The organism is Roseiarcus sp. (genome assembly GCF_052145395.1).
In the GTDB taxonomy this organism is placed as follows: domain Bacteria; phylum Pseudomonadota; class Alphaproteobacteria; order Rhizobiales; family Beijerinckiaceae; genus Roseiarcus.
In genome coordinates, this window is record NZ_JBKQOT010000431.1 from 1 (window position 1) to 23,521 (window position 23,521).

General features: G+C 67.6%; 25 protein-coding genes and 1 pseudogene. 14 read left to right on the plus strand and 12 right to left on the minus strand.

Annotation, left to right across the window (positions count from 1 at the left end; translation table 11 throughout):
• Positions 1-234 (minus strand): hypothetical protein (locus tag ACLP25_RS14590; RefSeq protein ID WP_442469907.1); only part of this gene is annotated, 234 nt, incomplete at its 3' end.
• 733 nt (positions 235-967) lie between these two features.
• Between ACLP25_RS14590 and ACLP25_RS14595 the strand changes: the two genes are divergently transcribed.
• The 3 genes from ACLP25_RS14595 (at position 968) to ACLP25_RS14605 (ending at position 3,743) form a co-directional block, all read left to right on the plus strand.
• Complete coding sequence (locus ACLP25_RS14595; RefSeq protein ID WP_442469908.1) at positions 968-1,306, plus strand: twin-arginine translocation signal domain-containing protein; 339 nt, start codon at positions 968-970, stop codon at positions 1,304-1,306.
• The gene (locus ACLP25_RS14600; RefSeq protein WP_442469909.1) at positions 1,303-2,070 is read left to right on the plus strand and encodes a transglutaminase-like domain-containing protein; all 768 of its coding nucleotides are present in this window, start codon (positions 1,303-1,305) and stop codon (positions 2,068-2,070) included. The genes ACLP25_RS14595 and ACLP25_RS14600 overlap by 4 nt, the downstream gene beginning before the upstream one ends.
• 413 nt (positions 2,071-2,483) lie before the next feature.
• Positions 2,484-3,743: an MFS transporter gene (locus tag ACLP25_RS14605; RefSeq protein ID WP_442469910.1), complete on the plus strand. Its 1,260-nt coding sequence runs from the start codon at positions 2,484-2,486 to the stop codon at positions 3,741-3,743.
• A gap of 252 nt (positions 3,744-3,995) precedes the next feature.
• Here ACLP25_RS14605 and ACLP25_RS14610 read toward each other — a convergent pair whose 3' ends face one another.
• The 3 genes from ACLP25_RS14610 to ACLP25_RS14620 form a co-directional block, all read right to left on the minus strand.
• Positions 3,996-4,364 carry a DUF2493 domain-containing protein gene (locus ACLP25_RS14610; protein ID WP_442469911.1) on the minus strand — a complete coding sequence of 123 codons (369 nt, stop codon included), beginning with the start codon at positions 4,362-4,364 and terminating at the stop codon, positions 3,996-3,998.
• Positions 4,365-4,593: 229 nt separating this feature from the next.
• Positions 4,594-5,349: a sulfite exporter TauE/SafE family protein gene (locus ACLP25_RS14615; protein WP_442469912.1), complete on the minus strand. Its 756-nt coding sequence runs from the start codon at positions 5,347-5,349 to the stop codon at positions 4,594-4,596.
• 97 nt (positions 5,350-5,446) lie between these two features.
• Entirely contained in the window at positions 5,447-5,824 is a 378-nt protein-coding gene (locus tag ACLP25_RS14620) for a hypothetical protein (RefSeq protein ID WP_442469913.1), read from the minus strand.
• Positions 5,825-5,968: 144 nt separating this feature from the next.
• On the opposite strand from ACLP25_RS14620, the gene ACLP25_RS14625 reads away from it, so the two are divergent.
• From ACLP25_RS14625 to ACLP25_RS14670, 10 genes are all read left to right on the plus strand, one after another.
• Positions 5,969-6,298, plus strand: a complete 330-nt coding sequence (locus ACLP25_RS14625; RefSeq protein WP_442469914.1) for a hypothetical protein — start codon at positions 5,969-5,971, stop codon at positions 6,296-6,298.
• A gap of 265 nt (positions 6,299-6,563) precedes the next feature.
• A complete protein-coding gene (locus tag ACLP25_RS14630; protein WP_442469915.1) occupies positions 6,564-8,048 on the plus strand; it encodes a hypothetical protein in 1,485 nt (494 codons plus the stop codon).
• Positions 8,049-8,076: 28 nt separating this feature from the next.
• On the plus strand, positions 8,077-9,021 hold the full coding sequence (locus ACLP25_RS14635) for an NUDIX hydrolase (RefSeq protein ID WP_442469916.1): 945 nt from the start codon (positions 8,077-8,079) through the stop codon (positions 9,019-9,021).
• A gap of 57 nt (positions 9,022-9,078) precedes the next feature.
• Positions 9,079-10,071 carry a quinolinate synthase NadA gene (gene nadA / locus ACLP25_RS14640; protein ID WP_442469917.1) on the plus strand — a complete coding sequence of 331 codons (993 nt, stop codon included), beginning with the start codon at positions 9,079-9,081 and terminating at the stop codon, positions 10,069-10,071.
• Entirely contained in the window at positions 10,068-11,606 is a 1,539-nt protein-coding gene (locus tag ACLP25_RS14645; RefSeq protein ID WP_442469918.1) for an L-aspartate oxidase, read from the plus strand. The genes nadA and ACLP25_RS14645 overlap by 4 nt, the downstream gene beginning before the upstream one ends.
• Position 11,607: 1 nt before the next feature.
• On the plus strand, positions 11,608-12,459 hold the full coding sequence (nadC, locus tag ACLP25_RS14650; RefSeq protein WP_442469919.1) for a carboxylating nicotinate-nucleotide diphosphorylase: 852 nt from the start codon (positions 11,608-11,610) through the stop codon (positions 12,457-12,459).
• A 103-nt stretch (positions 12,460-12,562) separates the two neighbouring features.
• Positions 12,563-12,826, plus strand: coding sequence for an AbrB/MazE/SpoVT family DNA-binding domain-containing protein (locus ACLP25_RS14655; protein WP_442469920.1), 264 nt, complete (start codon positions 12,563-12,565; stop codon positions 12,824-12,826).
• Positions 12,823-13,224 carry a type II toxin-antitoxin system VapC family toxin gene (locus ACLP25_RS14660; RefSeq protein ID WP_442469921.1) on the plus strand — a complete coding sequence of 134 codons (402 nt, stop codon included), beginning with the start codon at positions 12,823-12,825 and terminating at the stop codon, positions 13,222-13,224. The genes ACLP25_RS14655 and ACLP25_RS14660 overlap by 4 nt, the downstream gene beginning before the upstream one ends.
• Positions 13,225-13,732: 508 nt before the next feature.
• Positions 13,733-14,914: an Acg family FMN-binding oxidoreductase gene (locus ACLP25_RS14665; protein WP_442469922.1), complete on the plus strand. Its 1,182-nt coding sequence runs from the start codon at positions 13,733-13,735 to the stop codon at positions 14,912-14,914.
• 181 nt (positions 14,915-15,095) lie between these two features.
• The gene (locus tag ACLP25_RS14670; protein ID WP_442469923.1) at positions 15,096-15,479 is read left to right on the plus strand and encodes a hypothetical protein; all 384 of its coding nucleotides are present in this window, start codon (positions 15,096-15,098) and stop codon (positions 15,477-15,479) included.
• A 46-nt stretch (positions 15,480-15,525) separates the two neighbouring features.
• Here the strand turns inward: ACLP25_RS14670 and ACLP25_RS14675 are convergent.
• Positions 15,526-15,741 (minus strand): annotated as a pseudogene (locus ACLP25_RS14675) (HAD-IA family hydrolase); the annotation flags it as partial.
• 23 nt (positions 15,742-15,764) lie between these two features.
• On the opposite strand from ACLP25_RS14675, the gene ACLP25_RS14680 reads away from it, so the two are divergent.
• Entirely contained in the window at positions 15,765-16,139 is a 375-nt protein-coding gene (locus tag ACLP25_RS14680) for a hypothetical protein (protein WP_442469924.1), read from the plus strand.
• A gap of 153 nt (positions 16,140-16,292) precedes the next feature.
• Here the strand turns inward: ACLP25_RS14680 and ACLP25_RS14685 are convergent, their stop codons facing one another.
• From ACLP25_RS14685 to ACLP25_RS14715, 7 genes are all read right to left on the minus strand, one after another.
• Positions 16,293-18,146 (minus strand): CHASE2 domain-containing protein, encoded by a 1,854-nt coding sequence (locus tag ACLP25_RS14685; RefSeq protein ID WP_442469925.1) that lies wholly within the window; start codon positions 18,144-18,146, stop codon positions 16,293-16,295.
• Positions 18,147-18,698 (minus strand): FecR domain-containing protein, encoded by a 552-nt coding sequence (locus ACLP25_RS14690; protein WP_442469926.1) that lies wholly within the window; start codon positions 18,696-18,698, stop codon positions 18,147-18,149. It lies immediately after the preceding gene.
• 394 nt (positions 18,699-19,092) lie between these two features.
• Positions 19,093-20,379 (minus strand): L,D-transpeptidase family protein, encoded by a 1,287-nt coding sequence (locus tag ACLP25_RS14695; RefSeq protein ID WP_442469927.1) that lies wholly within the window; start codon positions 20,377-20,379, stop codon positions 19,093-19,095.
• 229 nt (positions 20,380-20,608) lie between these two features.
• A complete protein-coding gene (gene ldtR, locus ACLP25_RS14700) occupies positions 20,609-21,121 on the minus strand; it encodes a transcriptional regulator LdtR (protein WP_442469928.1) in 513 nt (170 codons plus the stop codon).
• A gap of 252 nt (positions 21,122-21,373) precedes the next feature.
• Complete coding sequence (locus tag ACLP25_RS14705) at positions 21,374-21,844, minus strand: hypothetical protein (protein WP_442469929.1); 471 nt, start codon at positions 21,842-21,844, stop codon at positions 21,374-21,376.
• Complete coding sequence (locus ACLP25_RS14710) at positions 21,841-22,902, minus strand: enoyl-CoA hydratase/isomerase family protein (RefSeq protein ID WP_442469930.1); 1,062 nt, start codon at positions 22,900-22,902, stop codon at positions 21,841-21,843. The genes ACLP25_RS14705 and ACLP25_RS14710 overlap by 4 nt, the downstream gene beginning before the upstream one ends.
• Positions 22,899-23,492, minus strand: coding sequence for an adenylate kinase (locus tag ACLP25_RS14715; RefSeq protein WP_442469931.1), 594 nt, complete (start codon positions 23,490-23,492; stop codon positions 22,899-22,901). The genes ACLP25_RS14710 and ACLP25_RS14715 overlap by 4 nt, the downstream gene beginning before the upstream one ends.
• Positions 23,493-23,521: the final 29 nt, after the last annotated feature.

The following is a 23,521-nucleotide window of genomic DNA, read 5'->3' on the forward strand; positions in this document are numbered from 1 at the left end:
CCCCTGTAGCTCGGCCTTCTGCGTCGAGAAGACCCCGAAAGCCGTCCAGATCAGCAAGCCGAGGACGAGCGCCACCAGCGTGACGACGAGGCCCGTCACGCCGCCGATCATGTCGCGCGCATGCTCAAGCCGTACCCGCTCGGCCATATACACGCGAATCGCCAGACCGACGAGGGCCGAGACGAGGGCTGCGACGAAGAAGACGACACTGAAAATGAGAGATGTCGTGAGCATAGAATCGGCCATGTCAAAGAACGAGGGAAACATGTCCGCGGCCCGAAAGCTTGGCAAGAAGGCGGCCGGTTGAAAAGCGTTATTTCGTAGCGAACATGCGGTCGCCCGCATCGCCGCGCATCGGAACGGTGTCGCTGTGGTCGTTGACATGGTCGTTCGGCATACCAAGCAAGAATGTCTTGGAGCGACGCTGTTTTGGCTGGATTTAAGCCGACAACCCTGTTGAAGCGGGGCGACGGCAGTCGAGCCGCCGCCAATGTCGTAGCCGCCCCGAAAGCTCTAATCGCGATCCCGAAGGGATTTCCTTCTCGGTTGGCGATGACCTGCATGTGCTGTGAGGTGTAAACGAGGTCGGCGTACATCGCGCGCATTGCCAGCGCAGTGGTCGTGACAAGCATGGGATTCACCTCGCGACTGCCGTGATCTCTCAAAACTCCCCATTTTTATCCCAAAACCTCACAGTGCGAATTTCTTGATCTTTGCGCCGTCACTGACCGCTCAGGGGTTGATTTGACGCTTTCGACGCGCCACCGGGAAGCGGCCGCTCCTTGCGCGAAGGCGACGGCCAGAGTCGACGTAAAGCGGCTGAGGCAGACCGCCTGCACGACGGCGCTTGGTCAGTCGGCTCTAGCTTTGCGGCCCGTGGGAAGGCATGTTGGGGGCCACGGGCGCGCAGTCTCCGAGTATTCGATTGCCGTTCCCGGCCCATCGTCAATCTCTGGGGAGGGAGTTCATGTTCAGCCGCCGAACCTTTCTCAAAGCGGGAGCCGCCGCGGCGACTGCGGCCACCGGGCAACGCGCCGCATGGGCCGATCCGGTCGCATTCGCTGTTGCGCCCGGCGACTGGCGTACCTTCGAGGTCCGCACAGTCATCGAGATCGCATCATCGGACCCCGTGCAGATCTGGGCACCCGCAGCCGCATTTGACGATTCCCTCTGGAGCCGGCCCTTGGACACGGATTGGACCGGGAATGCTGAATCGGTCGAGTTCGTACGAGATCCAGTTTATGGGCTGCGATGGTTCATCTCGTCTGGCGCGGCCGGACGGGCGCTCGGCGAGCGGAGATCGTGAGTCGGGCTGCGACCCGCGACCGGTCGGTCCTGATCGCCGCAGGCGGCGGTCAAACCCTACCGATCTCGGCGGAGGAGCGCGCTCTCTTTCTCAAGCCGACAGCCTTCATTCCCACAGACGGGATCGTGAAGGAAACGTCCGACCGGATTGTGGCGGGCGCCGCGACCGATCGCGACAAGGCGCGCGCGATCTATGATTGGCTGGTCGCAAACACCGAGCGCGTTGCGGCCACCCCCGGCTGTGGCTCCGGTGACGTCGGGGCGATGCTGTCGAGCGGGCGCCTCGGCGGCAAGTGCGCGGACATCAACGGGCTGTTCGTCGGTCTCGCCCGCGCCGCGGGCCTTCCCGCCCGCGACCTTTACGGCGTTCGCGTGGCGCCGTCGCGCTTCGGCTACAAGTGCCTCGGCGCAGGCTCGCCCGACGTCACCAAGGCGCAGCATTGCAGGGCGGACGTCTATCTCGAAGGGCTAGGATGGACGCCAGTGGACGCGGCGGACGTGCGGAAGGTCATGCTCGAAGAGCCGCCGACTCATCTTGGCGCGGACGATCCCAAAGTCGTGGCCGCACGGCAGGCGCTGATCGGCGGCTGCGAGGGCAACTGGATCGCGCTCAATTGCGGCCATGACTTGTCGCTCCCCGGATCGACGGGCAAGCCGATCGCCTTCCTCATGTACCCTCAGGGGGAGGTCGGCGGCGCGAGGCTCAATTGTCTCGATCCCGCGGCGTTCCGATACCGCATCGAGGCGCACGAGATTTCCGCCTGAGCCTCCTGCTGCTCATCGACATGCGTTCCTCAAACCGCCATCGCAAGGCGCCTCGGCGATGGATGCGTTTCCTCGCATTGCTCAATTGCTTCGCAACAGACAGCCGGAGTCGATGTGGAGCGGATATAGCCGGTCGCGACCGAGAACGTCGCAAGTGTATAGGCAAGCGGCCGATGAACTGCGTGACCCGGAGGGCGGGGTTCGCTCGGGTAGCCGTACCAAATATCGCGCCCTTCTTGTCTCGGATGACCAGGGCGGACGCGTCTCAATAGGACGCCGTAACATTACGTGGCTTCCTGCGCTAAAAAAGGAAGGCCGACGCCCGGCGCGGCGAGGACTGGAGATTGGGGGCTGTCATGGGCATAGCGGTAGAGGCTGAAGACGACGAATTGTTCGCCGCTCGCGAAACTGAAATGAAGCGGGTCGTCATAGCGAGCATCATCGGGACGACGGTAGAGTGGTACGATTTTCTCATCTACGCCACCGCCAGCGCTCTCATTTTCCCCAAGCTGTTTTTTCCATCGTCCAACCCCGGCTTGAGCGCCATCGCGTCCTTCGGAACCCTAGGCGTCGGCTACTTTGCGCGACCCCTCGGCGCTGCAGTCTTTGGACACTTCGGCGATCGCGTTGGCCGTAAGGCGATGCTGGCGACGACGATTGTCATGATGGGGCTTGGCACCTTCCTCGTCGGCCTCCTTCCCACTTATGGGCAGATCGGCGTCGCAGCGCCGGTCTTGCTGGTTCTGCTGCGGCTGCTTCAGGGTGTGGGACTCGGCGGAGAATGGGGCGGCGCCGTGCTGATCGTAGTCGAGAATGCGAAGAGTCAGAACCGAGGGCTTCTCGGCTCGATGGTTCAGCTCGGATATCCACTCGGGACCCTTTGCGCAGTCGGCATTTTCGCAGTCCTGTCCCGTACGTCGGAGGCGGACCTTCTCGGATGGGCGTGGCGCATTCCCTTTCTGATCAGCATCGTTCTCGCGGGGGTTGGACTCTACATCCGTCTGCAATTGCAGGAAACGCCGGTGTTTCGCGAGCTGCAAGCAGAAAACAGGGTCGCGCGGCTGCCGTTGGTCGAGGTGCTGACGAAAGAACCGCGAGCCTTCTTTACCGCGATCGGACTAAAGCTCTCCGAGATCAGCTACGCCATGATCGCCGGCGTTTTCGCAATCAACTACGTCACGGTCCGACTCGCCATGCCGCGCAGCGTGATCCTCAACGCGGTGTTCGTCTCATCCGTTGTCGCTCTGTTTGCGATCCCGCTGTTTGGCTGGATCTCCGACCGGATCGGCCGCAAGGCAATGTTCTATGCCGGCACGGCGTTCGCGATCGCTTTCGCGTTCCCGTTCTTCTGGCTGTTGGACACCAAGGATCCGCTCCTCATCACGCTGACGATTGTCGCCGCGATCATCTTCGGGCAGATGATCGGCTTCGCTGTCGGCGCCCCTTGGTACACGGAACTTTTTGCCGCCCCGATGCGCTACAGCGGCGCTTCGCTCGGCTTCCAGATCGGCGCCGCCATCAGTGGGGGTCTTACGCCATTCGCAGCCGCGACCTTCTTGTCGTGGACGAACGGCGCCCCGTGGCCAATCTCGATCTACCTGATCGCACTCGCCGTCGTCACGCTTTGCGGAACGATCGCCGCCCCAGAAACGGCCGGCAGACCCATGAAGTGATCACAGTCGGCGCCGACCGGGAACGTGCGCTTTCGGGTCGATTTGACCCCTTCGGCTCGCCCTTGGGCGACCACCGCTTGTTGCGCACTGCTGCTGTTCAGTCGGGTTGCAAGCGCTTGATTTTGACCACTAGCAGCCTGTTGGACTCGAGGTTTTCGAGGCGCACAATATGCTGATGTTGTTGCCGTTTTGTTTCTCAGAAAAGACAAAAACTCAATGATCAGTCAGTATATCGTTAAATCCGATTGGCTCCTAGGCCCGGGCCTTGGGCGGAAATGCGACCTCCACGACCTCGATGTGCGCGGCTTTCGCCAGTTCGACCATGTTTTCCGTTCCCGCTCCACCGGGAAACGCGACGACGAGGTCGGGGGCGCCCGCCTCGATCATCCGTTGGTTGCGACTCAGGCCGTCTTCCGTGTCGACCCGGTGCCACTCCGGGAGAAAATCCCATTCGAGGACGTTGTGGTCCCGCGCCCACTTGCCCGCCATCCGGTCGACGCCTCGCGCGTCGCCGTGAATGAGCCGCTCGAACGGCCCGCGCGCGGCGAGCAGCCGGTCCAGGGTCTTCTCGACAAAATCCCTGTCGTCGCAGTCGCGTCCACCACAGACCAGGACTCTCACAGTCTAGACTCCTTCGTCCTCTTTCTTACGCGCGAAGCGCTCTCCTTTGAGTTTTGTGCTCGGGCGCCGCTTCTGCGGCGATAACGACCGCGGCCACAGGCTCGACTGTACCAGTCTCCGTTCGCGCGTCGTCCGATCGCGCGTTTCCCGCTCGTGTGTTTTTCCTCCGCGCGGCCTCTCCGGGCAACGTGGCAAATGGCCTCAGAGCCGGCGCCGGTCCGCTCTCCCGCTACCCGGCGATGAGCGGCCTCAGGGCCATCTCGGCGCCGAGGAGGAGGAGGCCGATGAGAAACCAGCGCCGGAAGGTCGGCGGGCTCACCTTTTCGCGAATAATCTGCCCGGCCCACATGCCGATGAGGGCCGGGACGATCGCCAGCGACGACGGGCCCAGGCTGTCGAAGCGCCAGGCGCCGCGCGAGGCGAGGCCGGCCGCGAGCGCGATCGTGGAGATCGTGAACGACAGGCCGAGCGCCTGGACGAGATCGTCCTTTTCGAGGCCGAGCGCCTGCAGATAGGGCACAGCCGGGATGACGAAGACGCCGGTCCCGCCAGTGACCATTCCCGTCGCGCCCCCGACCACCGCCCCGAGCCACGGCTCATGCCGGGCCGGCACGCTGAGCGGCCGGGCTGCCAGCGAGTATCCGGCGTAGGCGACGAGCGCCGCGCCGAGGGCTGAGGTCGTCAGCCGGACATTGCCGCTGGCGAGCAGCGGCGCTCCCGCGAACGTTCCGGCGACGACGGCCGCCATCATCGGCCACAGCCGGCCGAGGAGCGGCCACAAGCTCGGCCCCGCAAACAACTGCCAGACGTTGGTCACGAAGGCCGGAACAATCAACAGGCCCGCCGCCGTCAGCGGCGAGACGAGCGCGCCCAGCACGCCCATGGCGACGGTCGGCAATCCCATGCCCGTCACGCCCTTGACCACCCCGGCGACGAAGAACGTCGCCGCGACGCTGAGGACAATCGACATCGAGGAGGCCGTCATGGCTCCCATGTCGCCCGGAAAGCGACCGCGACGCAACGCCGGCGCCCGCGGTGTGGACGTCAACTTGTCGCGACGAAGCCTCAGCCTCGAATGCGTCTCAGTGTGTCCACCGCGACCGGCTGGGCGGCTCGGCGCCGCGCTTCTCATACGTCTTCCGCGCGATCGCCAGCGCGACGAGGGCCCAGTGGCGCGCACGCGTCTCGGCGATGGCTTCCAGCTCCCTTCGGCGCGCCTCGGAATAGGCGTCGACGCCGAAGTCGTGGATCATCACTTCGGCCTCCTCCTCGATGCGCTCGGCCTGCTGGTGCTGCCGGTACGCGCGCCAGGTCGACAGGTCCGGGTCAAGCGCCGGATCCCGAAACGCCTCCGCGTCGAAACTCCCGGCGAGCAAGAGTCGGGAAACCCCGCTGCAGAGTTTCGCGATCGATTTCATTCGATCGCCCATCGACATCATATGGAAAGGAGTTGCAGACATTTTCCGACCTCCCGCCGGGATCACTGTCAGTGCTGGGCGTCGGGTGGCCATCCGCCGCCCCGGTACGACCCCGAAACGCCGCCGCTCGCGGAAGCAGCCCCGGTCGGCGCTCCGCCCCCCGGGGCGCCAGCGGAGGCCGAGCTCGTGGACGACTCGTTGCTCGAGGTCGCGCGGGCGGACGCCGTCGCCGCGCCTGTCGCGGAGGCGGAGGCGCGGCTCGTCGGCTCGCCGTCTGACGAACTGCTGGCGGAGGCCGAAGCCGCCGCCGCGCCCCCGCCGCTCACATCGCCGCCTGCTGAGGCGGAGCTCGCGGATGAAGCGGCAAAAGCTGCGCCCGACATGCAAATCATGGCGAAGGACGGGACAAGACGGTTCATTTACGCGCGCTCCACTTCCGGACGTCGTCGCGGCGCCCTTCCGCTGCTTCGAACGCCCCGCCGACGTCCCCGGTCCTGGGGCGAGACGGGCGATTAGCCCCGCGCGGACGCGGCATCCGCGCGGGGCCTGCGCTCGTCGTCGTCGTGGAAAGACGATCAAGCGCTCGCGCGCCGCGGGGGGGCAACGGGGCGCGATCTCTATGGTCTCCAGTCTGACGTCGGGAAAGGTCCGCGCCAACGATCAAAGGGTGGAAGAAGGGACGACGGCGAGCGCCGCAAAGGATCGACAGCCCGTCGGGCGCCTCCGCCTGTCGCGTGAAGCCGTTAACTCAGCCTTATTCCGTCTCATCCACGCTGGGCCGATGTCGGTCGCCCTGCTTTGCCCCGCCTCCGCCTGCGCGGCTCGCAACGGGGCGCGCGCGTCGGGTTTCGTCCTCTCTCTGATCGCGACCTTTGTCTTTGCCATGGGCGCGTTTGCACCGGCCGTGCTCAATGACGGAGACACCTGGTCGCATCTGGCGACCGGCGCGTGGATCATGACCCACGAGGCCGTCCCGCGCGGCGATCCGTTCAGCCATTCCATGCCGGGCGCGCCGTGGACCGCGCACGAGTGGCTGTCCGAGATCGTTCTTGCGCTCGCCTTCCGCGCCGGCGGCTGGAACGGGGTCGCGCTGCTGACCGCCTTCGCCGCCGCCGCGGCCGCGCTCGTGCTCGGTCTCAGGGTCGCGCGCGATCTTTCGGGCGCGCCGCTCGGCGTCGTTGTCGCGCTTGGCGTCGGGCTGTGGGCGCCGACCCTGCATGCGCGTCCGCATGTGCTGGCGCTGCCGCTCGCCGCGCTCTGGACGGCAGGCCTCCTCGCCGCGCGCGACCGCGACAGCGTCCCACCGCTCGCGCTCGCGTTTCTCATGACGCTCTGGGCGAACATGCATGGCGGCTTCGTCTTCGGCCTCGCGCTGATTGCGCCGTTCGCCTGCGAGGCCGTCCTCGAAGCGGAGCCCGCCGCCGGCGCATTCGCCGCACGTGGGTGGGCGCTGTTCGCGCTAGCCTCCGTCGCCGCGGCGCTCGTCAATCCCTACGGGTTCGAGGCGCTCGTCTTCCCGTTCAAGCTCATCGGCGTCGAGCACCTCGCGCGCATCAGCGAATGGGCGCCGCAAGATTTCAGCCGTCTCGGCCCGATGGAGGTCGCGCTCATCGCACTCATCGCCTTCGCCCTCAGACAGCGCATGGCGGCGCCGCCGATCCGCGTCGCGATCATCGCTGCGCTGACCGCCATGGCGCTCGCGCACACGCGTCACGCGCAGCTCCTCGGCCTCGTCGCGCCGATGCTGCTGGCGCAGCCGATCGCCGAGGCGATTGGGGTCCGCCCCTTGGGCGACGTCCGGCCGGTCGCGCGCCCGGCGCTGTCCGTCGGACTCGCCGCCGCGCTGGCGTTCGCAGCGTTGCGCGCGGCTGCGCCGATCGTGCGGACCGACGGGCCGGGCGCGCCTCTTGCCGCAGTCGCCGCCGTCCCCCCGGGCTTGCGCGAAAAGCCGGTCCTCAATGCCTACAGCTTCGGCGGCTATCTGATCTTCGCCGAGGTGCGGCCATTCATCGACGGAAGGGCCGACATGTATCGCGGCGACATGCTCGGCCTCTATGAGAAGCTCGCCGACGGCGATCCCGCGACGATCGAGGCGACGCTCGCGCGCTACCACATCGCCTGGACTCTCTTCGCTCCGGACGAGAGGATTGTGGCCGCGCTCGACCGCGAGCCCGGCTGGCGCCGCCTGTACGCCGACAGCGTCGCCGTCGTGCACACGCGCGATGACGCCCACGCCTCCATTTCCGTCGGCGGCGTTTCTCGCTAAACCCGCGCGCGGATGCTGCGGGGCGGAGATGGTCGAGCAAGCTACCGAAAGATCAGATGGCGGCGCGGCGCAGCCGATCGCGGTCGAGCTGATCGCCGTCTTGGCCGCCGTCGCCGACGGCGCGGCGCTCGTGCTCGCCATCGACGACGGCCGGGCGCTGCCTTCGGGCCCGTTCGAGGTCGGACACCGCTCGCTGCAGTCGGGTCTGCGCGCCTGGGTCGAGAGGCAGACGGGACATCCGCTCGGCTATGTCGAGCAGCTCTACACCTTCGCCGATTCCGACCGTCGCCACGCAGCGAACGGCGCCCGTGCGATCTCGATCAGCTACCTCGGCCTGATGCGCCAAGAGCGCGCGGCGGTCGCGCGGGCGGCCTGGCGGCCGTGGTACGACTATTTTCCCTGGGAGGACCACCGTGGGGGGATTCCGCCGATCGTCGCCGCGACGATCGCCCCGGGCCTTAGGCGCTGGATCGAGGGGGGACCCGAGCGCGCGGGGCGGAAAACGCGCGCGGCGATCGCTTTCGGCCTCGACGGGCGTCGCTGGAATGAGGACCTCGTCTTGCAGCGCTATGAGCTTCTCTACGTGGCCGGCCTGATCGAGGAAGCGCGGCGGCGGAGCGGCGAAAGCGACGGGCCGGCGCTCGGCAAGCCGATGATCGGCGACCATCGGCGGATTCTGGCGACCGGCATCGCGCGGCTCAGGGCCAAGATCAAATACAACCCGGTCGTCTTCGAGCTGATGCCTCCCGTCTTCACCCTGCTGCAGCTCCAGCGCTGCGTCGAGGCGATCTCGGGCCTGAGGGTCCATAAGCCCAATTTCCGCCGCTTCATCGAGCAGCAGCAGTTGGTCGAGGAGACTGGCGAGACCGTTTCCGACACCGGGGGGCGCCCCGCCAAGGCTTTTCGCTTCCGCGCCGCCGTCCGCGAGGAGCGCGCCGCGGCGGGAACCAAGCTGCCGCTCGCCCGGGCTTGACTCCTCTTATTCTCATGATAAGTATATCTCCGATATGCTCACTGTGAGTATAAGACCATGAACGCTCCCGCCGCCCCTTCCGCCGCAACGCCCGCCGCCCGCGCCCTGTACGAGCGCGTGAGCCATGTCATTACGCCGTTCGAATGGCCCGACTTCGAGGCCGACGTCGAGGCGATCCTGCGCCTGAAGCGCGAGCGCGACGCGATCATCCTGGCGCACAACTACCAGTCGCCGGAGATCTTTCACTGCGTGGCCGACGTTGTCGGCGACAGCCTAGCGCTGGCGCGCGAGGCGGCGAAAGGCGAGTCCCGCGTCATCGTGATGGCCGGCGTCCACTTCATGGCCGAGACCGCGAAGCTCCTGAACCCGACGAAGACCGTGCTCATTCCCGACCCCAGGGCCGGCTGCTCGCTCGCCGAGTCGATCGCGCCGGAGGACGTCGCGCTACTCCGGCAGGCCTATCCGGGCGCTCCGGTCGTCACCTACGTCAACACGTCGGCGGCGGTGAAGGCCGCCTCGGACATCTGCTGCACCTCGGCCAATGCGGTGAAGGTCGTCGAGTCGCTGGGCGTCCCGCGCGTCATCATGATTCCCGACGAGTTCTTGGCCAAGAACGTCGCGGCTCAGACCCGGGTCGAGATCGTCGCCTGGCGCGGGCGCTGCGAGGTGCATGAGCAGTTCAGCGCGCGCGACATCCGCGAATTGCGCGAGGCGTATCCGGGCGCGGTCGTGCTCGCCCATCCGGAATGCCCGCCGGAAGTCGTCGCCGAGGCCGACTTCACCGGCTCGACCGCCGACATGATTGGCTATGTCGGGCGCAACCGGCCGGCGCGGGTGGCGCTGGTGACGGAATGCTCGATGAGCGCCAACGTCTCGGTCCACTATCCCGAGATCGACTTCGTCCGTCCCTGCGCGCTCTGCCCGCACATGAAGCGGATCACGCTGTCGAAGATCCGTCGCGCGCTCGAGACCATGCAGGGCGAGGTGACGATCGACCCGGCGATCGCGGCGGCCGCGCGCCGCGCCGTCGAGCGGATGCTCGCGCTGTGACCGCCGAGCCCTTGGCGCTCGGCGCCCGCATTGTCGTCATCGGCGCCGGGGTGGCAGGCCTGACGACGGCGCTCATGCTCGCGCCGCGCCCGGTCGTCGTGCTCTCCAAGGCGCCGCTCGGCGCAGAAGGCTCGAGCCTGATGGCGCAGGGCGGCATGGCGGCGGCGCTCGGTCCCGACGACGCCCCTGCCCTGCACGCGGCCGACACGGTCGCGGCCGGCGACGGGCTTTGCGACATGGGCGTCGTCGCACTCTTTACCCGCGCCGCCCCAGCGGCGATCGAGACCCTCGCCCGGCTCGGCGCGCGCTTCGACCGGGCTTGCGACGGCGCCTTCGCGCTGGGGCTCGAGGCGGCTCATGCACGCCGACGCATCGTTCATGCCGGCGGCGACGGCGCGGGGCGCGAAATCATGCGCGCGCTCGTCGCGGCGGCCCGCGCGACGCCCTCGATCACGGTTCTCGAGGGGGTCGAGGCGCGTCGGCTGGTTGTCGAGGACCGCGTGCGCGGCGTGGTCGCGGTCGGCCCCTCGGGGCCGGTCCTCTTGCCGGCCGCGGCGGTCGTGATCGCGACCGGCGGCATCGGCGGCCTCTACGCCGACAGCACCAATCCACCCGGCAGCATCGGACAGGGCCTCATGCTGGCGGCGCGGGCCGGCGCGGAATTCGCCGATCTCGAATTCGTCCAGTTCCATCCGACCGCGCTCGACGTTCCGGTTCGCCCGACGCCGCTGGTCAGCGAAGCGGTGCGCGGCGAGGGCGCCATCCTCGTCGACGAGACCGGACGACGCTTCATGGCCGACGTTCCCGGAGCGGAGCTCGCGCCGCGCGACGTCGTGGCGCGCGCGGTCGCGGCCGAGCGCGCCGCGGGCCGGCGCACATTCCTCGACGCGCGCGCGGGCGTCGGCGTGCGCTTCCCGGAGCGTTTCCCGGCCATCGCCGCAGCCTGCCGCGCGGCCGGCGTCGACCCCGCGCGCGAGCCGATCCCGATCCGGCCTGCGCAGCACTACCACATGGGCGGAATCGCCGTGGACGCGGAAGGGCTGAGCTCGGTTGCGGGCTTATGGGCCTGCGGCGAAGCGGCTTCGACCGGACTGCACGGCGCCAACCGGCTCGCCAGCAATTCGCTGACCGAAGCGGCCGTGTTCGGCGCCATCGTCGCCCGCTCGATCGCTTCCGCGCCGCTCGGCGCGCCCGCGCGGGTTCGCCCGGCGAATGCGCCACTCCGCGCCGATCCGGCGTCCGTGCGGCCGATCCTCGCGCGCGCCGCCGGCGTGAACCGCGACGGCGCGACGCTCGCCGCTGCGGTCGGCCCGCTCGGGGCCCTAGCGGCCTCCGGGTCGCCGGCCGCCGATCCCGCCTCCGTCGCGCTGATGATCGCCGTCGCCGCGCTGAAGCGGGAGCACAGTCTCGGCGCGCACAGCCGGATCGATTTCCCCGAGCGTCCGGCCACGCCGAGGCGTTTGCGCCTCACGCTCGGGGAGGCCTTCGCGGAGGCCGCCGCGCTCGCCCCCGAAATCCGCGCCCGGAGAGCCTGACATGCCGCTCGTTCCCCTTCCGACCCTGCTCATCGAGCCACTCGTGCGCCAGGCCCTCATCGAGGACCTTGGCCGCGCCGGCGACATCACCACCGATGCGATCGCGCCCGCCGACAGAATGGTCCGGTGCGTCATGGGCGCCCGCCAGGACGGCGTGATCGCCGGGCTCGATCTCGCCGCCCTCGCCTTCCGCCTGATCGACCCGGCAATCCGCTTCGAGCCGGCGCTCGCCGACGGCGCGCGGGCGACGCCCGGCGCGACGGTCGCCGCCATCGTCGGCCCGGCGCGCGGCGTGCTGACCGCCGAACGCACTGCGCTCAATTTTGTCAGCCGCCTGAGCGGCGTCGCCAGCGCGACGGCGAGACTCTCGGCGTCGGTGGCGCATACCAAGGCCCGCATCGTCTGCACGCGCAAGACGACCCCTCTTCTGCGCACGATCGAGAAATATGCAGTGCGCGCCGGTGGCGGCGCCAACCATCGCTTCGGGCTCGACGACGCCGCGTTGATCAAGGACAACCACGTCGCCATCGCCGGCTCGGTGGCCGAGGCGGTCCGCCGCGTGCGGGCTCATGTCGGCCATCTCGTCAAGATCGAGGTCGAGGTCGACACCCTCGCCCAGCTCGACGAAGCGCTCGCGGCGAAGGCCGACGCGATCCTGCTCGACAACATGTCGCTCGACGATTTGCGGCGGGGCGTCGCGACGATCGGCGGACGGGCGATCAGCGAGGCCTCGGGTCGGGTGACGCCGGAGAACGCGCCGGCCATCGCGGAGACCGGCGTCGACCTGATCTCCGTCGGCTGGCTCACCCACAGCGCCCCGATCCTCGACATCGGGCTCGACACCGTGGACTGACCGCCGTCGCCCATTTGGCGAGCGCAGTCGCTGCGGCGGGAAACAGAATTGACGCGAACGCGACTCGGTAATACGTTAGTCAAGCAGTATTACTCGAGGTCTCATGGCGACGAATGTCACGGTGAAAGGGCAAGTGACACTGCCCAAGGCCGTCCGCGAGGCGGCAGGCATCCGACCTGGCGACCGCGTAACGGTTCGTGCGCGGCCGGAGGGCGGGGTTATCATCGAGCGCGAGACGACGCCCAACGAAGACGAAGCGTTTCGAGCGCGTCTCAAGGAGATCGCCCGTCGCCGGCCGCTGGCGAATGGTCCGTTCGGCGGGCAGACGACGGATCAGATCATGCGGCTGCTTCGGGGCGACGATTGACCCTCGTCGACACCAATGTCCTGATCGACGTCTTCGGCGGAGATCCCGTTTGGGTAGGACGGTCCATGGACGCATTGGTCGCGTGCAGGCGCCGCGGGCCGCTGGCAATAAACGATACAGTCTACGCTGAACTTTCGGCCGGATTCGACGCGCAGGAGGAACTTGACCTCGCCATCGCTGAGATGAGCCTCACGCTCGCGCCAATGAGCAGGCTTGCGCTGTTCCTGGCGGGCCAAACGTTCCGCCGCTACCGCCTCGGCGGCGGACAACGCCCGAACGTTCTCGCAGACTTCTTCCTTGGGGCTCAGGCGACCGCCGAAGGTTGGCCGCTTCTCACGCGCGACGTTCGCCTCTACCGAGGCTATTTCACAGAGGTTGCGATTGTCGCCGTCGCGTAGACGCAGTTCGGCTGGCCGGGGTCGCGCCGGCTCCTGCCCTTGTCCTCGCGAGCGTCAAAGCGATCCGCGAGGTAGGTTTGTCGTTCGCCGGTCCCTCGTTTTGAGCGAAGAGAGGCGCCGGCGCTGTCCTCTCGCGTGAAGGGGGATAGCGCGACTTTTGATTGCGGAAACGCAGAAAACCCGGTATGATCCCGTTCATGCGAGCCTCAGACGAAGCGCAATCGGATCGACGCCGTGTTGGACGCGGCCGCTTGCGTCGGATGGGGCGCATGGCGAAGAAAGTTCGCGCGAAAAGATTTTTTCGCGAACTCGAGTGTAACGCATTGAAAGGTCACGATTCACGGGTGAATAAGAGGGTCAAATCCAGCGCCGAACGCGTGTCGAACGCATGCCGAATGCGCGCTGAATAGCGCTGGACGGCGCCGGAATACGCCTCGCTTGGCAGACGATGGCCGCAATGATGGAGCTGGTTTGACCTGAAGGCGTCATGCTCTAGGGGAACGTTGAAGTGTTCGGTCGGCGTGGCGTTCTGGTTGGCGGCGGCGCTCTGGCGCTCACCCTTGGCGGCCTCGGGTGGCGCGCCTGGGATCGCGGCGTCGGCGCCTCCGGCGAAGGGCGGGCCTATGAGCCGTGGCGGAGCTGGGAGGGTCGCCCCGAGGAGGGCGCCCTTCGGCCCGTGCGCGCCGCCATCCTCGCCGCCAATCCGCACGACACGCAGCCCTGGCTCTTTGTCGTCAGCCCGGACGCGATCGAGGTCTTCGCCGACCGGCGGCGCAATCTCGGGGCGTTCGATCCCTTCCGCCGGGAGATGCACCTGGGCGTCGGCGCGGCGATCGAGAACCTCGCCATCGCCGCCCGCGCCGACGGCCTCGCCGTCAGCGTCCAGCCGACGCTGGGCGCGCTGACTCTCTCGCCAGGCGACGCGCCCTTCCTCGCCGCGCGAGCCAGCCTGAGGCCGGCTTCGCGCCAGAGCGACCTGTTTGCAGCCATCCCGCTTCGCCACACCAACCGCGGCCCCTATCGGCCCGACGCGGTGATAGCGCCGGAGGCGCTGGCGCGCCTCTCCCGTCTCGCCTTCGGCGACGATGTCCGGGTCGCCTTCGTGACCGACGCCGCAGCGCGGCGCGATCTCGCCCTGCTCATCGTCGAGGCGACGCAAAAGATCGTTGACGATCCGGAGATGTCGGCGGATAGCGCCCGCTGGTTCCGCTCCGGTCGGCGCGCCATCGAGACCCATCGCGACGGCGTGACGCTCGACGCCGCCGGCCTCTCGCCGGGAATGACCACCATCGCCAAACTGCTGCCGGACATGAGCGCCGAGGCCAGCGACGCCTACTGGTTGTCCATGACCCGCGACGTGCAGCTTCCCACGGCGCCGGCGCTCGGAATCGTCTTTGTGCGCGACCGGCTCGCCATGGCGCCCGCGATTGCCGCCGGCCGCGCGTGGCAGCGGCTGCATCTCGCGGCGACCCAGGAGAACCTGGCCGCCCAGCCGCTCAACCAGCCGGTCGAACGCGTCGACCGCGACGCCGCTCTCGGCAGGCCGGACACGTTCGGCGGCGCGCTCGCCCGCTTTGCTCCCGAACCCGGCTGGGAGGCGACCTTCGTTTTCCGGCTCGGCGTCCCCGACCGCCCGGCCGGCCCGAGTCCGAGACGACCGCTGGGGGACGTCGCGCGCATCCGGATGTAGCGCGGCCGGGACCCCCTCGGCCCGGACTTGGCACGAAATCTGCTTGCCGATTTTGAAAGACAGACGCCCTCGCGGCGTCTCCATTTTCCGCAACGATTGGGGGGAGTTCCGCGTTCTGGAGGGCGAAACGGACTGCGGCCGGGATCGCTTCTTTTGCCGGCCGCCAACAGGAGGACCTGATATGATCCGAGCTGTTTTGCGGGCGGCCTTCGGCGCCGCCCTCCTCGCGGCGTCGTTCTCCGGCGCGAGCGCCCATGACATCTATACCGGCGTAAAGGGCAAAGATGGGTTTCTCTGCTGCGGCGGCAACGATTGCGCCGCGACGACCTACCGCGAGCGTGGCGACCAGTTCGAATTCCTGACTCGCGAGGAGCGATGGGTGTCGATCCCTCAGGAGCGCATCACCTTTTTGCCGATCCCCGGCGACCCGCCGAGCAACGACACCCATCGTGCGCACCTCTGTTATCGCCCGGCGACGGACGCCGACCGGTCGGGATGGAACGCCTCCAACGTGTTCGACACCATTTACCTCTACTGCGCCTTCATTCCACCGGGCGCAATCTGACGGAGCCGAAGCGCGGCGGCGGGGGACGGCCTTTGGCCGACCGCCTTTACAACGCGACCCCGCGCGCCTTGAGCTCGCGTTCGAGATCGACGCCCGCCAGGTAATGGATCGCGCCCATGCCGAGCGCCTCGGCGGCGCGGACGTTGGCGAGCGTGTCGTCGATGAACAGAAGCTCGTGCGGCTCGCGCCCGGTGCGCTCGAGCAAAATCTCGTAGATGCGCGGGTCGGGCTTGGCGACGCCGACATGCCCGAGACGACGCGCGTGTCGAACTCTTTCAAAAAGCCGTGCAGATCCTCGGACACGGCGAACTTGGCGGTCGAATAGTTGCTGAGCGCGTGAACCGCCCGGCCGTCGGCGCGCAGTCGGCGGAGCAGCGCAACATTCACTTCGATCGGTCCGCCGAGCGTCTCGACCCAGCGCGTGTCGTACAGCCGGACCTCGTCGGCGAATTCGGGAAAGGCCCGCGCCTGCTTTTCGATCGCGGCGGAAAAATCCGGATCGACGTCGGTCTGCAAAATAAAGTCTTTGCCAAGAGCTGTGGCGAGAAAGCGCTCCATCCGCGCCTCGTCGTCGAACACCTTGCGATAGAGATTGCGCGGGTCCCAGCGCAGAAGCACGTTGCCGATGTCGAACACGACGATCATGAGAAGAAACTATAGCACGTGTTGAACAGTCATCGCGAGGAGCGAGGCGCGAAGCTCCCTTTCCCCGTCATCGCGAGGCGTGAAGCGCGCTTCACGCGCCCTCGCCAAAGCGCCGAGCGAAGAAGCCCCTGTTTGGCGTGGTTGACTTGGCTCTGAGCGCCGCGAGCGCTACCTCCGCATCCGGACCTCCAGCGACGCCGCCCTCCCGCGGATCGGAACGGTCGCCGCCTCATATCCGCTCAGGTCGAACGCCTCGTCCCCGCCGGCGCGCGCCGCGCGGACGAGATCCTCGGTGACGACGATCCGGCAATGGCGCTCCTTCGCCACTTCGAGCAGGCGGCTTGCGGCGTTGACCGTATCGCCGGCGAGCGTGATCTGCTGGTGGTCCGGCGAGCCGAGGCGGGAGACGATCGCCGGGCCGAAATGGGCGCCGATCCGAAAGTCCAGCCGTCCCGTCGCCTCGGCCGGCAGTCCGGCGATCCAGACCGACAGGTCTGCGGCAAGTCGTTCGACCGCGGCCAACGCCCGCCGTGCGTCGCCGGCCTCGGGCGCCGGCAGGCCGAACGCGGCGAGAACGCCGTCGCCCATGTAATTGATCACCACGCCCCTGTGCGCGGCCAGCGCGCCCTCGACAAGCGTCTGCATGGTCTTGAGCATGTCGCGCGACCACTCGGGCCCCAGCGCCTCCGAGACGCCGGTCGAGCCAGTGAGGTCGAGGAACAGCACGGCCGCCTCCTGACGCACCGGCTTCGCGAGGAAATCCGGCTCGCTGGCGATGCGATCGATGAGAAGCGGCGAGTGGAATTTGGCGAGCGCCGATTTTTCCGCGGCGAGCCTCCCGCCTTCGGCCCGCTCCACGACGATGCGGGCGGCGGCGAAGGCTACGCCGAGCGCCAGCGCGAGAGAAAGCGGCGCGGCGACGGCGAGCCAGAAGCCCTCGAGGAAGGCGACGTATACCGCCGCCGCCCAAACCGCGAGGACAAGGCCGACGGCCGCGAATCCGACGGCTGCGCGGCGCAGGGCCAACAGACCAAGCACGGCGACGGGGAGCAGAGCCGTCGTCGCGGCGTCGATGCGGCGCGTCGCCGGCCCGCGGACGAGCCGATCCCCGCCGGCGAGATTCCCGATCGCCGTCGCCAGAACATCGACCCCAGGCGTAACGCGGTCGAAGGGCGTCGCGAACGTGTCGGCGAGGCCCGTCGCGGTCATGCCCAGAACGACGATCTTGCCGCGCACCGTCGCGGGATCGGCGGCGCCGCCGATGAGGTCCGCCGCGCTGATCCGCCGAAAACTCCGCGACGGCCCGTAGAAGCGCAGCGGCAGGTGGTATCCGAGATCCAGCCTGATCGTCCGGCCTTGAACCACGATCGCGTCGTCGGCGACGATGGGGTCCTCTCCCGCCGCCGTCGAGGCCGCGGCGAGAGCGAGCGACGGAGCGACGCCGTCGTCGATCGTAAACAGCATCGGGATGTAGCGCGGGACGCCGCTCCGGTCGGTCGAGACGTTGGCGAGGCCGATCCCAAAGGCGGCGTCCGCGATCGCTTGGGTGGGCCAGAGAATTCGGGTCGGCTTCGCCGTCAGCGCCAGCTCCGGAGCGGCGCGGGGCGCGGTCCCTGCGCTCTCTCCGAAGAGGCCGATCGCCGCGACGACGCTCGGCGTCGCCCGCAGCGCATTCGCAAGCTCCGCGTCCCCCTCCTTGGCGTCCGGAAAGGCGAAGTCGAGAGCGACGACGCGCGGATGCGAGGCGGCGAGCGCCAGGACGATCTTCGCCATCAGAGCGCGCGACAGCGCATGCCCGCTGGCGTCGCTCAGCGTTTCGTCGTCGATCGCCACGACCACGACGCCGTCCGGCGCCATGCGCGGCCCGGCCAGGAGGAACCGCCAGTCGAGCGTCAGCGTCTCGACGGGGTCGAACACGGATGCGACGCCCCGCATCTCGCCAAGGCCGATCCAGCCCCCAACGAGAAGTCCGGCCGCGACGAACGCGCCGGTTAGCGCCCGCCGCAGCGAAAGCGGGCGCATCTATTCGCCGAAGCGGCTCATGAGCGCGCGCACGCGCGCCTGCCCCCATTGCTTCTGCACGAGCGTCGTGTCGCCGACGGAAATATCGACCCCCTGCCCCGCGGTCAGCACCACATATTCGTTGAGCCGCCGGCTCGTGACGGCGACTGCGCCGTCGAGCACAAGGGTCGAGGTCCGAGTCTTCACCACCTCCATCGCCCATTTCGTGCCGCGCACTCCGGCGATGGCGAGCGGAGTGAGGATCTCGAAATCCTTCTGGGTCTCGGTCGGGTGGAACTCGATCAGAATCGCCCCGTCATCGAGCTGAAGGCCAATCGGAAGCGGCTCTTCCGCTCTGCGGATGATCCGATAATGGGCGCCGGCCGCCGGACGGACAGTCAGGCTGTCGCCGCATCGCAAGATCTTTCCCGGGAGGCCGCGGTCGTTGGGCATGAGCTTGCAGCCGACGCCCGCGGCCTCGACGCTCGCCGCGCCGGCAAGCGCTGACGCCGCTAAAGCCGTTCCGACACATAGCGCCGTGAGAAGCTTCCGCGGCCAAGGGCGCTTCGCCATGCTCCAGCTCCGTCCCGCCAGGATGGACTTTCGAACTCGGCTCCGCCGTTCGTCAGGAACGGCGCGAAGGTACGCGTCCCCATCGGCAAGCTTGGTCGAGTCCGGACGTTTTGTCCAGCGGCCCCTTGGCTTCTGAAAATCAGACAATTTCTTGACAGGCGTTCCGGCTCATGTTGCTATATTCCGAACGCAGAAATTCGGGAAGTTAACATCCGGTTACGGAGATGGGTGCTGGCTTGCCTGCGATCGCCCCCGAAAGCGGGAATCGAGCATTTTCGAACGAGCCCCTCCGCCCCCTCCCGTCAGGAGAATCGGCGGATCGGAAATGTCGCCGCAAGCGCTTGAAAAGGCTCAAAACCGGCGCGGAAATGGCAGGCGGCTCCGGCCGCCGCCCTTACTCCTGCGGGATCGCCATCGGCTGGGCGGGGACGGCGGAGGCGAGCGGGCCAGGGCCGGCGCCGTCGCGCTGATAGACGTCCGGGCGGAACTGCACCACGCCGTCGGGGGTCGCCCAGGCCGTGATGTAGACCCAGTAGACGTTGACCGGCTGGGCTAGCTTCACGTCGAGGCGCTGGCCGGAGCGGATCACCTCGTCGATCTGGTCCCGGCCCCAACCCGGATTGTCCTTCAAGAGCCAGGCGACGTAGTCGCGCACGTCCTGGACGCGGATGCAGCCCGACGAGACGAAGCGGAAGTCGTCGCCGAAAATGCCCTTGGACGGGGTGTCGTGCATATAGACGCCGTAGGGGTTCGGAATGTTGATGCGGACGAAGCCGAGCGAGTTGAGGTCGGCGCCGGTGTCCTGGCGGTACTTGAAGTGGGTCGCCTCGTCGGTGTTCCAGTTGATCGAGGACGGCGACACTTCGTCGCCCTTCGCATTGAAGACGCGGATCTTCTCGTCGGTGAGATAGTTCGGGTCGGCCTTCATCTTCGGGATGAGGTCCTTCTTGATCAGCGAAGGGGGCACCGTCCAGAACGGGTTGAAATTGACCTCGGTCGCATGCGTCTGCATGATCGGCGACTGGCGATCGATCTTGCCGACGCCCGCAGCGTGATGGGAATAGACGACGCCGTTCTCGACCGTCTCAACCTCGGCCGCCGGAATGTTGGCGACCACGAACCGCTGTCCGAGATCGCCGGAATAGGTCTTGAGCCGCACGATGTTCGTCTCGAGCTGCTGAAGACGCCCGGCGGCGGGAACATTGAGTTCGGTGAGCGTCCCCTCGTTGACGGCGCCGGACTGGCTCAGGCCGTGACGGGCCTGGAAGCGCTTGACCGCCGCCTCGACGAACGAGTCGTACACCGCCCCTGCGCCCGCGATCGGGTCGAGGTCGCCGGACGCCACAAGACGGTCGCGCAGGGCCTGCACCCTTGGCCCCTTGGCGCCGATCCTCAACTCGGGACCGGACGGCACGGCGTTCCAGCCGCCGCGGGTGACGATGTCCTGGTATTTCTGGATCGCAGCTTGAGTGGCGTCGACCGTGGCCGGCGAGAGGATCGGGGTCTCCTCGCGTCCCACGGCCATCTGGGGCGAGGCTTCGTAGCTTTGCGGCCACTCCGCCTGGTCGTCGGCGTCCCCGGCCCAGGCGGACAGAGGAGTGAGGCTCGCGAGCGCGAGAGCGCCCAAGGCCGCGCCACACAGAGCACGGCGCGAACACCGCGGGACGAACGTGTCACGCATCAGCTTCAAACTCCCCAAGTCCGCGATCCATCCACTCCCCGTCAGGCGCGCCCCGGGTTCGCGCCGATTGCGCGCCCTCGCGCCCCTTTGCGGGTCAAGATGGGTATAGCCGCGTAATTGGGTTTCACATCGGGCGATTTTAAGGCCGCGCAAACGCTGGAACGCAAAAGCGGGCGTCCGCGAACGGACGCCCGGACAGGAGGTCGAGCTTTGGGTTAACCGGCAGTTATCACAGCCGATACTTGATCTGATCTGTCCAGTACCGCTCGAGCCGTTGCAGAGAGACATTGACGCGCGCGAGTTCGCCGCCCGGCACGCCGCCGATCTGCTCGATCGTGCGCGCATGCTTGGCGTAGACACCGGCGACGACCTGGTGAACTTCCGTCCCCTTTTCGGTGAGGCTGATCCGCACCGCCCGGCGGTCGATGCGGGACCGGGCGTGACGGAGATAGCCCTGCTCGACCAGCTTCTTGACGTTATAGGAGACGTTTGATCCGAGATAATAGCCCTTGGTGCGCAACTCTCCGGCCGTGAGTTCCTTGTCGCCGATGTTGTAGAGCAGGAGCGCCTGGACCGGGTTTATGTCCGAACGCCCGCGCCGGTCGAATTCGTCCTTGATGACGTCGAGCAGGCGGCGGTGAAGCCGCTCGACCATCGTCAACGTCTCCAAGTAAAGACTTGATACCGGAAGTTCATTGTCGTCAACCCGGTCGACATCCTGACTCTTGATCGCGTTCAACATAGGTCGCTCGCCTGCCCGTCTCTCCGTAGCGGAAGTTCAATTCGGTCCGCTTATCGGCCGAACTGTAGCGTCAGCGCATGAAGACCGGCCTAAGATTCAAGATGAATCGAAGGTTTCCGTCGGCTGGTGAACATCAACTGAACGAACGCGCGCCATTTCTCAGCTATCGCGGCCGCGAGTCTGGGCATGGCGGCGTCGTCCAACTGGGGTTTGTCGGGTCGTTCCGGTCGAGGCCGACGACCACGGACGCTGTCAGCCGCGCTCCCGCACCGCCCGCCAGCTGAGCAGAAAGTAGCCGATCGCGAGAACGATGTTGAGCGCCGCGGCAAAATAGCCGATCGAGGCGGCTCGCGGGCTGAGGACGGGTGAGGCCGCCTCGACCACCGCGCACAAGAGCCAGATTGCGCCGCCCCAGGGCGCGGCGAGCCAAAGCCCGACCGCCGCCAGAAGATCGAAACAGGCGAAAGCGACAATGGTCGCCTGCAGCGGCAGCGCCATCGTCGTAAAGACCCCGAGCCCGGGCAAAGCGCCGAGAATGATGGCCCAGTTGAACAGGCCCTTCCCAACCCAGACCCAGGCGAGCGTCCGCATGAACCAGAGGAGAGCCGTGTCCCAGCCGATCGCCGCGATCGCGGAGCTGAGTTTCCCGTCCTCGGGATGCGCGGGCAGGCCGTCGACGAGTTCGATCGCGCCGTCACGGCTCTGTCGCAGGCGATAGGTCATGGACGCGGCGCCGGGAACGTCAATTCGTCGTCGCCAAGAGTTGCGAGATAGGCGTCGACCTCCGTCGCCGACGGAGGGGCGCTCCACACCGGGCGGTTGTCCTTGTCGACGATCACTGCTCGCACGCCCTCGTAGAAGTCGCGCCCACGGCAGATCCGCGACACAATCCGGTACTCGATCCGCAGCGCCTCGTCGAAATCGACCTTGGGTCCCAGCGCCATCTGGCGCAGCGCGAGCGCCTGACTGGTCGGCGACTTCCCCTGCATCGCCGCGCGGGCCGGCGCCGCGAAGGCGAATCCTCTGGCCTCGGCCGCCTCCAGCGCCGCCAGGATCGATTCGCGGCTGTCCGGGGAGAAACAGGCTTCGAGGCCGTCCGCCTCGGCCATCAGCGCGGACGGCGGCGGCCGCGCGGCGAACCGGGCGAGCGTCGCGCCGGCGTCGTCATCGCTTTCGAGCGCCGCCGCGAGCGCGCCAAAGGCGCCGCTCGGAACGAAGGTCTGCGCGAGTCCGAAAGCCAGCGCGTCGCCCGCATCGGCGCGCAGGCCGGTCAGGGCGAAATAAACGCCGGAGCGATGCGCGAGCCGAGGCAGAAAATACGTCCCGCCGACGTCAGGAAAGAACCCGATGCCGACCTCGGGCATGGCGAACGAAAACCGCTCTCCCGCGACCCGATGCGAGGCGTTGATCGAAACGCCGACTCCCCCGCCCATCACGATGCCGTCGATCAGCGCGACGACCGGCTTGGGATAGGTTCGGATGCGCTCGTTGAGCTGATATTCCTCCCGCCAGAACGTCAGTTGTTGGGCATGATCCCCGGCGCGCCCGAATTCATACAGCCGGCGAATGTCCCCGCCGGCGCAGAAGGCCTTATCGCCTGCGCCGCAGACCACCACCCTCGTGACGAATGGATCGTCCTGCCACGCGTCGAGGGCGGCCGCCATCAGCCGCACCATCGTCAGCGTCAACGCGTTCAGCGCCTTCGGCCGATTGAGCACGATCACGCCGGCGGCGCCGCGCCGCTCGATCAGCGCCTCGGCGTCGACGGTCGCGTCGGTCACTTGGCCGCGACGTCCTTCAGCACCGCGTCGATCGCGGCCGTGACGGCGTCGATCGGCGCCATGCCGTCGACTTCGCGCAGAAGACCGCGCCCGTGGTAGAAAGGTGTGACCGCCGCGGTGTCGCGCTCGTAAGCGGCAAGGCGCGACTTGAACACTTCCGGATCGTCATCCTTGCGCACCGGCTGACCCGCCGCCTTCGCCTCGTTGGCGCGGTTGACGATGCGATCGACGAGCTTGGGGGCGTCGACCGTCAGCTCGATGGCGGCGTCGAGCTTCTGCCCCTTTTCCGCAAGCATCGCGTCCAGCTCCTCGGCCTGTTTGACCGTGCGGGGAAAGCCGTCCAGGATGAAGCCGTTCCTCGCGTCCGGCTGGCTGATGCGGTCGGCGATAATGCCGACGACGATCTCGTCAGAGACGAGGCCGCCCGAGTCCATCACTTCTTTGGCCTTGAGCCCAATCGGGGTTCCGGCGGCGACCGCCGCGCGCAGCATGTCGCCGGTCGACAGCTGGGGAATGCCGTATTTCTGCACGAGTCGGGCCGCCTGCGTGCCTTTGCCGGCGCCGGGTGGCCCGAGCAGAATCAACCTCATCGCTTCCGTCCCTTCAGTCTGGCCCTGCG

Coding starts and splice junctions, on each gene's coding strand:
- ACLP25_RS14595 (WP_442469908.1), top strand. CDS start 968: ATGTTCAGCCGCCGAACCTTTCTCAAAGCGGGAGCCGCCGCGGCGACT.
- ACLP25_RS14605 (WP_442469910.1), top strand. CDS start 2,484: ATGAAGCGGGTCGTCATAGCGAGCATCATCGGGACGACGGTAGAGTGG.
- ACLP25_RS14615 (WP_442469912.1), bottom strand. CDS start 5,349: ATGACGGCCTCCTCGATGTCGATTGTCCTCAGCGTCGCGGCGACGTTC.
- ACLP25_RS14620 (WP_442469913.1), bottom strand. CDS start 5,824: ATGTCTGCAACTCCTTTCCATATGATGTCGATGGGCGATCGAATGAAA.
- ACLP25_RS14630 (WP_442469915.1), top strand. CDS start 6,564: ATGTCGGTCGCCCTGCTTTGCCCCGCCTCCGCCTGCGCGGCTCGCAAC.
- ACLP25_RS14635 (WP_442469916.1), top strand. CDS start 8,077: ATGGTCGAGCAAGCTACCGAAAGATCAGATGGCGGCGCGGCGCAGCCG.
- nadA (WP_442469917.1), top strand. CDS start 9,079: ATGAACGCTCCCGCCGCCCCTTCCGCCGCAACGCCCGCCGCCCGCGCC.
- nadC (WP_442469919.1), top strand. CDS start 11,608: ATGCCGCTCGTTCCCCTTCCGACCCTGCTCATCGAGCCACTCGTGCGC.
- ACLP25_RS14655 (WP_442469920.1), top strand. CDS start 12,563: ATGGCGACGAATGTCACGGTGAAAGGGCAAGTGACACTGCCCAAGGCC.
- ACLP25_RS14670 (WP_442469923.1), top strand. CDS start 15,096: ATGATCCGAGCTGTTTTGCGGGCGGCCTTCGGCGCCGCCCTCCTCGCG.
- ACLP25_RS14685 (WP_442469925.1), bottom strand. CDS start 18,146: ATGCGCCCGCTTTCGCTGCGGCGGGCGCTAACCGGCGCGTTCGTCGCG.
- ACLP25_RS14690 (WP_442469926.1), bottom strand. CDS start 18,698: ATGGCGAAGCGCCCTTGGCCGCGGAAGCTTCTCACGGCGCTATGTGTC.
- ACLP25_RS14695 (WP_442469927.1), bottom strand. CDS start 20,379: ATGCGTGACACGTTCGTCCCGCGGTGTTCGCGCCGTGCTCTGTGTGGC.
- ldtR (WP_442469928.1), bottom strand. CDS start 21,121: ATGTTGAACGCGATCAAGAGTCAGGATGTCGACCGGGTTGACGACAAT.
- ACLP25_RS14705 (WP_442469929.1), bottom strand. CDS start 21,844: ATGACCTATCGCCTGCGACAGAGCCGTGACGGCGCGATCGAACTCGTC.
- ACLP25_RS14715 (WP_442469931.1), bottom strand. CDS start 23,492: ATGAGGTTGATTCTGCTCGGGCCACCCGGCGCCGGCAAAGGCACGCAG.